Origin of the sequence: Streptomyces sp. SBT349 (assembly GCF_001083795.1) — a bacterium.
Lineage (GTDB): Bacteria > Actinomycetota > Actinomycetes > Streptomycetales > Streptomycetaceae > Streptomyces.
In genome coordinates this window covers 31,756-44,501 of record NZ_LAVK01000017.1, presented here as the reverse complement: position 1 = coordinate 44,501, position 12,746 = coordinate 31,756, and the positions used below count along the sequence as shown (strand labels likewise).

General features: G+C 73.0%; 12 protein-coding genes. 10 read left to right on the top strand and 2 right to left on the bottom strand.

Going from position 1 to position 12,746, the window contains the following annotated elements; all coding sequences use genetic code 11:
- From ADY01_RS04035 to ADY01_RS04010, 6 genes are all read left to right on the top strand, one after another.
- A partial coding sequence (locus ADY01_RS04035) for a SpoIIE family protein phosphatase (RefSeq protein ID WP_159000940.1) occupies positions 1-276 on the top strand: 276 nt, incomplete at its 5' end.
- Between the two features lie 113 nt (positions 277-389).
- Positions 390-2,243, top strand: coding sequence for a molecular chaperone DnaK (gene dnaK, locus ADY01_RS04030; protein ID WP_049565434.1), 1,854 nt, complete (start codon positions 390-392; stop codon positions 2,241-2,243).
- A complete protein-coding gene (gene grpE / locus ADY01_RS04025; RefSeq protein WP_049565432.1) occupies positions 2,240-2,917 on the top strand; it encodes a nucleotide exchange factor GrpE in 678 nt (225 codons plus the stop codon). The genes dnaK and grpE overlap by 4 nt, the downstream gene beginning before the upstream one ends.
- Positions 2,918-2,959: 42 nt before the next feature.
- Positions 2,960-4,159, top strand: coding sequence for a molecular chaperone DnaJ (dnaJ, locus tag ADY01_RS04020; protein ID WP_049565430.1), 1,200 nt, complete (start codon positions 2,960-2,962; stop codon positions 4,157-4,159).
- A gap of 4 nt (positions 4,160-4,163) precedes the next feature.
- Positions 4,164-4,619: a heat shock protein transcriptional repressor HspR gene (locus ADY01_RS04015; protein ID WP_049565428.1), complete on the top strand. Its 456-nt coding sequence runs from the start codon at positions 4,164-4,166 to the stop codon at positions 4,617-4,619.
- Between the two features lie 130 nt (positions 4,620-4,749).
- Positions 4,750-5,280, top strand: a complete 531-nt coding sequence (locus tag ADY01_RS04010; protein WP_049565426.1) for a TerD family protein — start codon at positions 4,750-4,752, stop codon at positions 5,278-5,280.
- Here ADY01_RS04010 and ADY01_RS04005 read toward each other — a convergent pair.
- Complete coding sequence (locus ADY01_RS04005; protein WP_049565424.1) at positions 5,258-5,935, bottom strand: phosphatase PAP2 family protein; 678 nt, start codon at positions 5,933-5,935, stop codon at positions 5,258-5,260. The two genes, ADY01_RS04010 and ADY01_RS04005, sit on opposite strands and share 23 nt — an antisense overlap.
- A gap of 58 nt (positions 5,936-5,993) precedes the next feature.
- Entirely contained in the window at positions 5,994-8,084 is a 2,091-nt protein-coding gene (locus ADY01_RS04000; protein WP_078899972.1) for a peptidoglycan recognition family protein, read from the bottom strand.
- A gap of 116 nt (positions 8,085-8,200) precedes the next feature.
- Between ADY01_RS04000 and ADY01_RS03995 the strand changes: the two genes are divergently transcribed.
- From ADY01_RS03995 to ADY01_RS03980, 4 genes are all read left to right on the top strand, one after another.
- Positions 8,201-9,004 (top strand): trypsin-like serine peptidase, encoded by an 804-nt coding sequence (locus ADY01_RS03995; protein ID WP_078899971.1) that lies wholly within the window; start codon positions 8,201-8,203, stop codon positions 9,002-9,004.
- 129 nt (positions 9,005-9,133) lie between these two features.
- Positions 9,134-11,728: an ATP-dependent chaperone ClpB gene (gene clpB, locus ADY01_RS03990; RefSeq protein ID WP_049565414.1), complete on the top strand. Its 2,595-nt coding sequence runs from the start codon at positions 9,134-9,136 to the stop codon at positions 11,726-11,728.
- A 96-nt stretch (positions 11,729-11,824) separates the two neighbouring features.
- Positions 11,825-12,400, top strand: a complete 576-nt coding sequence (locus tag ADY01_RS03985; RefSeq protein WP_049565412.1) for a YbjN domain-containing protein — start codon at positions 11,825-11,827, stop codon at positions 12,398-12,400.
- Complete coding sequence (locus tag ADY01_RS03980) at positions 12,397-12,726, top strand: MTH1187 family thiamine-binding protein (RefSeq protein ID WP_049565411.1); 330 nt, start codon at positions 12,397-12,399, stop codon at positions 12,724-12,726. The genes ADY01_RS03985 and ADY01_RS03980 overlap by 4 nt, the downstream gene beginning before the upstream one ends.
- The last annotated feature ends 20 nt before the right edge of the window (positions 12,727-12,746 follow it).

Here is a 12,746-nt window from a genome sequence, read left to right as displayed (position 1 = left end):
CTCGTGGAACTGCGCCGGGACGACGTGCTGCTCGGCTACACCGACGGCGTCACCGAGGCGCGGAACAGGCAGGGGCAGTTCTATCCGCTGGTCGACCGGCTCTCCGGCAAGCTGGCGCGCGCGGCGGCCCAGAAGGCCCAGAAGCAGCGCAGGCCCCCGGTGCACGAGGCGCTGCCCCGGCTGGTGGACTGGGTCTGGCAGGACGTGTCGGACTTCGCCGGGACGATCGAGGACGACGTCGCGCTGCTGGCCCTGAGCTTCTGCGCCCCGCGTTGAGTCTTCTCCGGAGACAAACTTGAGCCTGGCCGACTCAGGACATTTGACGGCGCCGAGGGTGTCCGGCAGTCTTGAGCGGGAAGCACTCAAGCAAGTAGCTGGAGGATATCGAAATGGCACGTGCGGTCGGCATCGACCTGGGCACGACGAACTCCGTCGTCAGTGTTCTCGAAGGCGGTGAGCCCACCGTCATCACCAACGCCGAGGGCGCCAGGACCACGCCGTCCGTCGTCGCCTTCGCCAAGAACGGCGAAGTGCTCGTCGGCGAGGTAGCCAAGCGCCAGGCCGTGACCAACGTGGATCGGACGATCCGCTCGGTCAAGCGCCACATGGGCACCGACTGGAAGATCGGGCTCGACGGCAAGGACTTCAACCCGCAGCAGATCAGCGCGTTCATCCTTCAGAAGCTGAAGCGCGACGCCGAGTCGTACCTGGGCGAGAAGGTCACCGACGCGGTGATCACCGTTCCGGCGTACTTCAACGACCACGAGCGGCAGGCCACCAAGGAGGCCGGCGAGATCGCCGGTCTGAACGTGCTGCGCATCGTCAACGAGCCCACCGCGGCGGCCCTGGCGTACGGCCTGGAGAAGGACGACCAGACCATCCTGGTCTTCGACCTCGGCGGCGGCACCTTCGACGTCTCGCTGCTGGAGATCGGCGACGGCGTGGTCGAGGTGAAGGCGACCAACGGCGACAACCACCTGGGCGGCGACGACTGGGACCAGCGGGTCGTGGACCACCTGGTCCGCCAGTTCGCGAACGCGCACGGCGTGGACCTCTCCAAGGACAAGATGGCGCTCCAGCGCCTGCGCGAGTCCGCGGAGAAGGCCAAGATCGAGCTCTCCTCGTCCACCGAGACGACGATCAACCTGCCCTACATCACGGCCTCGGCCGAGGGCCCGCTGCACATGGACGAGAAGCTCACCAGGGCGCAGTTCCAGCAGCTCACGGCCGATCTGCTCGAACGCTGCAAGACCCCGTTCCACAACGTGATCAAGGACGCCGGGATCCACCTGTCCGAGATCGACCACGTGGTGCTCGTCGGCGGCTCGACCCGCATGCCCGCGGTCGCGGAGCTGGTGCGGGAGCTGACCGGCGGCAAGGACGCCAACAAGGGCGTGAACCCGGACGAGGTCGTCGCCATCGGCGCCAGCCTCCAGGCCGGTGTGCTCAAGGGCGAGGTCAAGGACGTCCTCCTGCTGGACGTCACCCCGCTGTCCCTCGGCATCGAGACCAAGGGCGGCATCATGACCAAGCTGATCGAGCGCAACACCACGATCCCCACCAAGCGCTCCGAGATCTTCACCACGGCCGAGGACAACCAGCCGTCGGTGCAGATCCAGGTCTACCAGGGCGAGCGCGAGATCGCGGCGTACAACAAGAAGCTCGGGATGTTCGAGCTGACCGGCCTGCCCCCGGCGCCGCGCGGCGTCCCGCAGATCGAGGTCACCTTCGACATCGACGCCAACGGCATCATGCACGTCTCCGCCAAGGACCTCGGCACCGGCAAGGAGCAGCGGATGACCGTCACCGGCGGCTCCGCGCTGCCGAAGGACGACATCGAGCGGATGATGCGCGACGCCGAGCAGTACGCCGACGAGGACTCCAGGCGCCGCGAGGCCGCCGAGACGCGCAACCAGGCGGAGCAGCTCGTCTACACCACGGAGAACTTCCTGAAGGAGAACTCCGAGAAGGTCCCCGGCGAGGTCAAGGCCGAGGTCGAGACCGCCATCGCCGACCTCAAGGAGAAGCTGAAGGGCGAGGACACCGCCGCGATCCGCGAGGCGTCCGAGAAGGTCGCGGCCACCAGCCAGAAGCTCGGCCAGGCCATCTACGCCGACGCCCAGGCCGCGCAGGCGGCCGGCGGCGCGCCGGGTGAGGGCACGGGTACCGAGCGGGCGCCGGACGAGGACGTCGTCGACGCCGAGATCGTGGACGACGACAAGCCGAAGGGTGGTGCAGCGTGACCCAGGACCCGCAGGGCTTCGACGAGGAGCCCGAGGTCCCCGACGCCGACGCGGCGAACCCCGAGGCGGGCGCGGAGTCCCCTGCCTCCGACGAGCGCGGCGACGCCGCGGCGGCGGGGGAGGGCACTCCCCAGCCGTCGGCTGCTCAGGAGCTCGCGGATGTGGCCCTGACCGCCCAGCTCGACCAGGCGCGTTCGGCACTCGGCGAGCGCACGCAGGACGTCCAGCGGCTCCAGGCGGAGTTCCAGAACTACCGCCGCCGCGTCGAGCGCGACCGCATCGCGGTCAAGGAGATGGCCGTGGCCAGCCTCCTGACCGAGCTGCTGCCCGTGCTCGACGACATCGGCCGCGCCCGGGACCACGGCGAGCTGGTCGGCGGCTTCAAGCAGGTCGCCGAGTCGCTGGAGGTCGTGGCGGCGAAGATGGGCCTGGCGCAGTTCGGGAAGGAGGGCGAGTCCTTCGACCCGACCATCCACGAGGCCCTGATGCACAGCTACTCGCCCGATGTCACGGAGACGACGTGCGTGCAGATCCTTCAGCCGGGGTACCGCATCGGCGAGCGAACGATTCGGCCGGCCCGGGTCGGCGTCGCCGAGCCCCAGCCGGGCAAGCCCGCCGAACAGGAGGAGAGTGCGCCCGAGAAGGAAGACGGCGGTGGCCCGGACGAGGGCTGACGCCGCGGTGAGGGAGCCGAAGTGGGAGGAGGGACGCCGGGGATGAGCACCAAGGACTTCATCGAGAAGGACTTCTACAAGGTCCTCGGCGTCCCGAAGGACGCCACCGAGGCGGAGATCAAGAAGGCCTACCGCAAGCTCGCCCGGGAGAACCACCCGGACGCCAACACCGGTGACGCGCGCGCCGAGGACCGTTTCAAGGACGTCTCCGAGGCGTACGACGTGCTCGGCGACCCCAAGCGGCGCAAGGAGTACGACGAGGCGCGCGCCCTGTTCGGCGCCGGTGGGTTCCGCCCGGGGCCCGGCGGCGGGGGGCAGTTCAACTTCGACCTCGGCGACCTGTTCGGCGGCACGGGACCGCAGGGCCCCGGCCCGGCCGGGCCCGGGCCCGGCGCCGCGGGCGGCGGCTTCGGCGGCGGTCTGGGGGACGTCTTCGGCGGCCTGTTCAACCGGGGCGGCGCGGGCGCCCGCACCCAGCCGCGGCGCGGCCAGGACATCGAGTCCGAGGTGACGCTCAGCTTCACCGAGGCCGTGGCCGGGGCGACCGTCCCGCTGCGGATGTCCTCCTCCGCGGCCTGCAAGTCCTGCTCGGGCACCGGCGACAAGAACGGCACGCCCCGGGTGTGCCCGACCTGCGTCGGCACCGGGCAGGTCAGCCGGGGCGGCGGGGGCGGCTTCTCGCTCACCGACCCGTGCGTGGACTGCCGGGGGCGCGGGCTCATCGCCCAGGACCCCTGCCCCGTCTGCCGGGGCAGCGGCCGGGCGACCAGCTCCCGCACCATGCAGGTCCGGATCCCCGCCGGCGTGGACGACGGGCAGCGCATCCGGCTGCGCGGCAAGGGCGCGCCGGGCGAGCGCGGCGGCCCGAGCGGCGACCTGTACGTCGTGGTGCACGTGGACGAGCACCCGGTCTTCGGCCGCCGTGGCGACAATCTGACCATCACGGTGCCGGTGACCTTCCCCGAGGCCGCGCTCGGTGGTGAGATCAAGGTGCCCACGCTGGGCGGCCCTCCGGTGACGCTGAAGCTGCCGCCCGGCACCCCGGGCGGGCGCACCATGCGGGCCCGGGGCAAGGGCGCCGTGCGCAAGGACGGCACCCGCGGCGACCTGCTGGTCACCATCGAGGTCTCCGTGCCGCGCGATCTGGGCGACAAGGCCAGAAGGGCACTGGAGGACTACCGGGCCGCGGTGGATGGCGAGGACCCCCGAGAGGGGCTGTTCGAGGCCGCGAGAGGAGAGTAACGAGATGGACGGCCGGCACGGACAGAGCAGTAACCCCTACGAACTGACCGACGAGACCCCGGTGTACGTCATCTCCGTCGCGGCGCAGCTCTCCGGGCTGCACCCGCAGACGCTCCGGCAGTACGACCGCCTCGGCCTCGTCTGCCCCAACCGGGCGGCGGGCCGGGGCCGCCGTTACTCCGCCCGTGACATCCAGCTGCTGCGCGAGGTGCAGCGGCTCTCCCAGGACGAGGGGATCAACCTCGCCGGGATCAAGCGGATCATCGAGCTGGAGACCCAGGTCGCCGCGCTCCAGGCGAAGGTGATCGAGCTCCAGCAGGCCGTCGAGGGGGCGGCCCTGGCGATGACCCAGCGGGAGGCGCAGGTGCACGCCTCCTACCGCCGCGACCTGGTGCCGTACCAGGACGTCCGCCAGTCCTCCGCCATCGTGGTGTGGCGCCCGGACCGCGGGAACCGCTGAGGGCGCGGGCGCGCCCCGCGCCCCGTGCCCACGCCCACGCGCCGTCCGGCCTCCCGCGGTGTCACCCTCGCGTGACACCATGACAACCGACGGGCGGACAGCGCATGTTGCCGGATGTGGAGGGGACACTGTGAGCGGTGCCAACAAGGGAATCGCGCGGGCCGAGGTGGCGGTCAGGTGGGACCCCAGCCCCTCCGGTTCGGCGCCCACGGACGTGGACATCGTCGCGGGGGTGTACCGGAAGGACGACCCGTTCGGCGCCCCGGTCTATGTCGTGCACGCGGGCAGCAGGGCCCCCGACGGGACGATCACGCTGAGCAGGGAGAGCAAGACGGGGCAGGGCTTCGGCTTCGACGAGGTCATGGGGTTCGAGTTCGACCGGATGTCCGCCGACTACGGCCGCGTGGTCGTGGGCGTCGCCGTGCAGCAGCGCGACGGGCGCAAGACGCTGGGCACGGTCGTGGGCGGCAAGGTGCGCGTGGCCGAGGGCTACACCCAGCTGGCCGAGGAGACGTTCGCCGGCGTCCACGACTCCACGGCGGCGACGGTCGCCGAGTTCGCCAGGGACGGCTCCGGGGCCTGGGCGTTCGCCCCCGCGCTCCGCGGCTTCGACGCCGACCCGGAGACGTTCGCCCGGGTCATGGGCGAGCGGCCCGCGTAGGTCCCTGGCTCCGCGCGCCGAGCGCGCGGCCCAGGGGCGGCAGGGCCAGCGCGGTCATCACGGTGGCCAGCAGCCAGCCGGCGACCACGTCGGAGAACCAGTGCACGCCCAGGACGAGGCGGCTGGCCCCGACCGCGACGGCCCAGGCGGCGGGCACGGCGACGGCCAGCGCCCTGGTCACCCTCCGGTGGCAGTGCGGCAGCAGCGCGGCGGCCAGCCCGATCGCGGTCAGCGCCGCCGTGGTGGCGTGGCCCGAGGGCAGCGACGGGTTGCTGACGTGCGTCGTCCACTCGGCGGCCGGGGGGCGCGGCCGGTCCAGGGTGTTGACCAGGGTGTAGCGGATCAGCTGGCCCGCCACCAGGGCGCCCGCGCCCACCAGCGCGCCGACCGGCCAGGCCCGCGGCACCACCAGCGCGCCCGCGAGCGCGGCCAGCAGGTGCGGCACCACGCGGTTGCCGCTGTCGGCGATGGCCTGGAACGTGTCGATCCACCCCCGGGTGCGGTGGTCCACCACCCAGTCCCGCACCGCCGCGTCGGGGCCGATCGGCCCGTCGCCCGCGGCGGTGACCGCCACGATCAGGGCGGCGAACAGGGTGGCCGCCGCGATGGCGATCACATGGGAGCGGGTCAGCGCGTGGCGGGTGGCCTGGGGCATCCGGTGAGTCTAGGCGGCCCCGGGCCACCGGCCCGCTCCGTCACGTTCCCGGTGCCTCTCACGTTCCGGAACGGCGCAACTCGACGTCGGCGGCGCGGACATAGGCGACGCGGTGGCCGAGCTGGATCTGGTAGTACGGCTCGCCCCCGACCTCGGTGTGACCGGCCGGGTCGAAGGAGACGGCCCAGTAGTAGCTGGAGTCGGTGCGCAGCCCGGCCACGTACTCCTGCCCGGCCGGGATCGCGTAGGACAGCGGCACCACCGGTTGCGCGGGCACCCCCTCCGGGTAGGCGGCGGCCTCCGGGTAGGCGCGGCCGTAGACCGGGATGGTGGCGGCGCCGTCCCTGCCGGTGACGGTCCAGCCACGGGCGTTCACCGCGGTGGGGGCGTCGGCCGGGTTGTGGAACCAGGCGCGTTGGCCCAGGTACCAGATGGCGGTCCAGTCGCCGTCCCGCCCCGCCACGGCGAACTGCTGCCCGGCGGTCGCGCGGGCGCCGACGTCGTTCACGCCGGTGGAGGACGCGCCGCCGCCCGGGTGCGTGCCCGGGTCGCTGACCAGCGGGGCGTCCGCGTCGGGCGCGGTGCGCAGGCGGACCGCGGAGGAGCCGTGCGGCGCGCAGGGGGCGCCGGGCGCCGCGCAGTCGGTGTAGCCGGGGGTGTGGGTGGCGTAGTCGGGCGCGATGGTGACGATGCCGCCGTCCCGTCCCGCGGTGGGGCGGATCGGGGCGCCCAGCAGGTCGAAGTAGTGGGACCAGTCCCAGTACGGGCCCGGGTCGGTGTGCATGCCGGGGACGTTCGCGTCGAGCGGGCCCTGCACGTTGTCGTGGCCGAGGATGTGGTGGCGGTCGAGCGGGATGTCGTACTCCTCGGCCAGGTACCGCACCAGGCGCGCGGAGGTGCGGTACATCGCCTCGGTGTACCAGGCGTCGGGGTCGGTCAGGAAGCCCTCGTGCTCCAGGCCGATGGAGGTGGCGTTGGTGTACCAGTTCCCGGCGTGCCAGCCGACGTCCTCGGTGGCCAGGTGCTGGGCGATGTGGCCGTCGGAGGAGCGCAGGCTGTAGTGCCAGGAGACGTAGGTCGGGTCCTGGACCAGGTCGAGGGTGGTCTCCCAGGTGGCCTCGGTGTCGTGGATGACGATGGTCTCGATGGACGGCCCCTCGGGCCGCTCGGCCTGGTCGTGGTTCCCGTAGTCGCCGTCCCCGAGGTCCTGGTAGGGCGCGGGCAGCCAGGCGCAGGAGACCGAGCGGGGGCACTCCACGTGCGGGTCGCGTCCCTGGACCGGGAGGCCGAGGCCGTCGGCGGAGGAGGTGTCGGGCGTGACGGCCAGCGGGGCGAGGACGACGCGCCGGCCCTCGCCCGTGGTGTGCGCGGCGCCCTCGTTGATGACGGCGTAGACCTCGTCGGCGTAGACCTCGGCGGCCTCCCGGGTGCCCGCGCCGGAGAACGAGGCGACCGCGCCGTACCAGTCCGCCGGGTCGTCGCTCGCCTCGCGGCCCAGGTCGCGCTGGGCGGCGGCCAGCAGGGCGGCGCCGCCCCGGATGTTCGCCGCGTCGACGCGGCGCAGCTCGGCGGGGTCGAGTCCCGTCAGCTCGGCGGCCTCGGCCAGGGTGCGGAGCTCACCGGGGTGGCCGCCGGTGCCCGCGGTGGGTGCGGCGCCGCCGGGCTCGGCGGTCGGCGGGGCGAGGTCGAGGGGGCGCGCCTCGTCGCCGCGGGGGTCGGCGTGGCCGTGGGCCAGGTGCTCGCCGCCCTCGCCGTCCTCGGCGGGGGACTCGGCCAGCGCCGTCGCCGCGTCGGTGAGGTGCATCGGCCCGTAGCCGCCGGAGACGCTGGGCGCGCCGCGGTGGCCGTCCCAGCGGGACTGGAGGTAGGAGACGCCGAGGAGCACGCTCTCGGGGACGTCGTAGCGCTCGGCGGCGTCGGCGAACGCCGCCTGGAGCGCGCCGGCGTCGGCGTCGGCGGCGGCCGGGGGCCCCGAGGAGAACAGCGGCAGCGCCACGGCGACCGCCGTGACCGCGACGGCCGCGCGCCTGGTGTGGGGGGTGGGTCCTCGCACGGCGGGTGCCTCCCTGACGTGGCGACGTGAATGGCGACGTGAACGGCGACTGGAACGGCGACGGGAACGGCGGGACGGGCCCCGCCAGTTGACCATGGCATGGGCATGCTCGTCTGCCGCGCCGGTGGCGTCAAGGCCGGTACGTCGGGCGGACCACCCGTTCAGCGGATGGTAGCTGGACATGACCGGTGCGTGATTCCAGGGTGGTCCCCATGAGATGCGCGCGCCTGCCCATACCCGCCGCCGTGGCCGCCTGCCTGCTCGCGTTCGGCGCCTCGCCCGCCGCCGCGGCCGATCCCTGGGCCGCGGGACCGGTCTCCACGGTGGGCAAGCTCATCTGGGACGCGGGCGGCGGCCGTCTGGGACTCTGCTCGGGGGCGGTCGTGGACGCGCCCAACGGCAGCGTGGTCGCCACCGCCGCCCACTGCGTCCGCACCGCGGACACCCCGGACCCGCCCGAGGAGGTCTGGTTCGTGCCCGGCTACGCCGGCGGGATCGACACCTACCAGGAGGACGGCTGGCCCGTGGTCTCCTTCCACACCCCGCCGGAGTGGGACGTGGGGCGGGAGGTGGCCGAGATCCTGCCGTTCGACTACGCGTTCCTCACCCTGGGCACCAGGGAGGGGCGCACGGTCCAGGGGGAGCACGGCGCGAACAGGACGGCGTTCGAGCCGGTCGAGGAGGGCGCCGCGGTGGCCGTCCTCGGCTACCCGGCGGCCGACCCGTACGACGGCGAGTCGCTGCGCTACTGCGCGGGAACGACCGACGTGCTGACCCCGGGCGAGGCGCAGGAGCCGAACCTCGGCGGGCTGGTGCTCCAGGACTGCGACCTGACGGCCGGGTCGAGCGGCGGGCCCTGGGTGACGGACTGGGCGGAGGACGGCCAGTCGGGCACGGTGGTGGCGGTGATGTCCGTGGGCAGCGGCGGGGGCATGGTCGTCGGCCGCCCCTTCCCCTCCGCCGCCCGCGACCTCCTGGCTCGGGCGGGCGGCACGGAGCCGGGCGGCGCCCCCTAGCGGCACCAGCGGCGGAAGGAGGCCGCGGGGTCCGGGATGTTGCTTGAGTGGATTAGACTCAACTTATCGCACGTTGTGTCTAGCAGACTCACGTCGTGACCATCGGGACCACGGAGGAGTACCGCTGAAGTGAACGCCGAGCTGACCAACAGGAGCCGGGACGCCCTCAGCGCGGCCAACGACCGCGCGCTGACGGGCGGGCATCCGGACATCACCCCGGCGCATCTCCTGCTCGCCCTGCTGACCGGCGAGGACAACGAGAACGTGCAGGACCTCCTCGCCGCCGTCGACGCCGACCAAGCCGCGCTGCGCTCGGGGGCCGAGCGGCTGCTCGCCGGCCTGCCCAGCGTCCGCGGCGCGTCCGTCGCCAAGCCGCAGCCCAACCGCGAGCTGCTGGCCGTCATCGCCGACGCCGCCCAGCGCGCCCGCGAGCTGGGCGACTCGTTCGTCTCCACCGAGCACCTGCTCATCGGGCTCGCCGCCAAGGGCGGCCAGGCCGGTGAGCTGCTCACCCGGGAGGGCGCGGCCGACCGCAAGCTGCTCGACGCCTTCGAGACGGGCCGGGGCGGGCAGCGCATCACCACCGCCGACCCCGAGGGCACCTACAAGGCGCTGGAGAAGTTCGGCACCGACTTCACCACCGCCGCCCGTGAGGGCAAGCTCGACCCGGTCATCGGCCGGGACCACGAGATCCGCCGCGTCGTGCAGGTGCTCTCCCGCCGCACCAAGAACAACCCCGTCCTCATCGGCGAGCCCGGCGTCGGCAAGACCGCCGTCGTGGAGGGCCTGGCCCAGCGCATCGTCAAGGGCGACGTCCCCGAGTCGCTGAAGAACAAGCGGCTGGTCGCCCTGGACCTCGGCGCCATGGTGGCCGGGGCCAAGTACCGCGGCGAGTTCGAGGAGCGGCTCAAGGCCGTCCTCTCCGAGATCAGGGACTCCAGCGGCCGGATCATCACCTTCATCGACGAGCTGCACACCGTCGTCGGCGCGGGCGCGGGCGGCGACTCCGCCATGGACGCGGGGAACATGCTCAAGCCCATGCTGGCCCGCGGCGAGCTGCGGATGGTCGGCGCCACCACGCTGGACGAGTACCGCGAGCGCATCGAGAAGGACGCCGCGCTGGAGCGCCGTTTCCAGCAGGTCCTGGTCGCCGAGCCCACCGTCGAGGACAGCATCGCCATCCTCCGCGGGCTCAAGGGACGGTACGAGGCGCACCACAAGGTCGTCATCGCCGACGGCGCGCTGGTGGCCGCGGCGACGCTCTCCGACCGTTACATCACCTCCCGGTTCCTGCCCGACAAGGCCATCGACCTGGTGGACGAGGCCGCGTCCCGGCTGCGGATGGAGATCGACTCCTCGCCCGTGGAGATCGACGAGCTCCAGCGCTCGGTCGACCGGCTCAAGATGGAGGAGCTGGCCCTGGCCAACGAGTCGGACGTCTCCTCGCGCGAGCGCCTGGACCGGCTGCGGCGCGAGCTCGCGGACCGCGAGGAGGAGCTGCGCGGCCTCACCGCCCGCTGGGAGAAGGAGAAGCAGGGGCTCAACCGGGTCGGCGAGCTCAAGGAGCGCCTGGACGAGGCCAGGGGCGTCGCCGAGCGCGCCCAGCGCGACGGCGACTTCGAGGCCGCGTCCAAGCTGCTGTACGGCGAGATCCCGGGCCTCGAACGCCAGCTGGCCGAGGCGTCGGAGGCCGAGCAGGAGGCCAAGCGCGGTCCCGCGACGAACATGGTCAAGGAGGAGGTCGGCCCCGACGACATCGCCGACGTGGTCTCCTCCTGGACCGGCATCCCCGCCGGGCGGCTCCTGGAGGGCGAGACCGAGAAGCTGCTGCGCATGGAGGAGGAGCTCGGCAGGCGGCTGATCGGGCAGGGCGAGGCCGTGCGGGCCGTCTCCGACGCGGTGCGCCGCAGCAGGGCCGGGGTCGCCGACCCGGACCGGCCCACCGGCTCGTTCCTCTTCCTCGGCCCCACCGGTGTCGGCAAGACCGAGCTGGCCAAGGCCCTGGCCGACTTCCTCTTCGACGACGAGCGCGCCATGGTCCGCATCGACATGAGCGAGTACAGCGAGAAGCACTCGGTGGCCAGGCTCGTCGGCGCGCCCCCCGGCTATGTCGGGTACGAGGAGGGCGGCCAGCTCACCGAGGCCGTCCGGCGCCGCCCGTACTCGGTGGTGCTGCTGGACGAGGTGGAGAAGGCGCACCACGAGGTCTTCGATGTCCTCCTCCAGGTCCTCGACGACGGGCGGCTGACCGACGGGCAGGGCCGCACGGTCGACTTCCGCAACACCCTGCTCGTCCTCACCTCCAACCTCGGCAGCCAGCACCTGATCGACCCGCTGGCCAAGCCGGACGAGCAGCGCGAGGAGGTGCTGGCGGCGGTGCGCGCGGCGTTCAGGCCCGAGTTCCTGAACCGGCTGGACGACGTGGTGGTCTTCCACGCGCTCAGCGGCGCGGAGCTCGGCAGCATCGCCCGGCTCCAGATCGACTCGCTCCAGCGCCGCCTGGCCGAGCGGCGGCTCACGCTCGACGTCACCGAGCCGGCCCTGCGCTGGCTGGCCGACGAGGGGAACGACCCGGCGTACGGCGCCAGGCCCCTGCGGCGGCTGGTGCAGACGGCGATCGGCGACCCGCTGGCCCGCAGGATCCTCGCGGGCGAGATCAGGGACGGCGACACGGTCCGCGTGGACGCGAGCCCGGACGGCGGGCTGACGATCGCCGCGGCCTGAGGAGGGCGAGATGCCCGCTCCGGTCCGGTTGCCAGACCGGGGCGGGCATGGGAGAGGATGGGGAGCCTGCCCGCCCTACGAAGGGACCACACTCCCGTGTCTGTCGACCCGTCCGCGATCCCGAACTTCGGGGCCCAGCCGGACAAGCCCGGCCAGCCGCAGCAGGCGAGGAAGCCCACCGGCCCGATCATGCCGAACCAGGACCTGGTGAAGCAGCTGCTCGACCGCATGAAGCTCAAGCACGTGGTGGACAAGGAGGGCGACCTGGTCGCCCCCTGGAAGCACCACCGCGTCTACTTCATGTTCCGCGGGGAGGAGCGGCAGCGGGTGCTCACGGTCCGCACGTTCTACGACCGGCCGCACACCATCGACGACAAGCCGCGGCTGCTCCAGAGCATCGACGAGTGGAACCACTCGACCCTGTGGCCCAAGGTCTACACGCACACCAGCGACGACGGAACGGTCCGGCTGATCGGCGACTTCCACCTGCTGCTGGGCGCGGGCGTCGGCTTCGACCACTTCGTCGCCTCCGTGGTGAGCTGGGTCCGCGCGGCGGGCGAGTTCGACAAGTGGCTCGTCGAGCGCTTCGGCCTGGAGAAGGACGAGGACGAGGAGTCCGCCGACGGCCAGGACCAGGGCCCCGACGCCCCCGGTGACGAGGCGACCCCGTGATCGTCGCGTTCTCCGTGACGCCCATCGGGGCGGGCGAGGACGTCGGCGAGGAGGTCGCCGAGGCCGTGCGCGTGGTCCGCGAGAGCGGGCTGCCGCACCGGACCGACGCGATGTTCACGAGCGTCGAGGGCGAGTGGGACGAGGTGATGGCCGTCGTCAAGCGGGCGGTCGACGCGGTGAAGGCCCGCGCCGGCCGCGTCAGCGTGGTGCTGAAGGCGGACATCCGCGACGGCGTCACCGACGGACTCACCGCCAAGGTGGCCCGCGTCGAGTCACTGCTCAGCCCGCCCGCGGGCGCCACCTCCGGCGGGGAACCCTCCGCCTAGCACCGCTTCCGCCCGGCCCC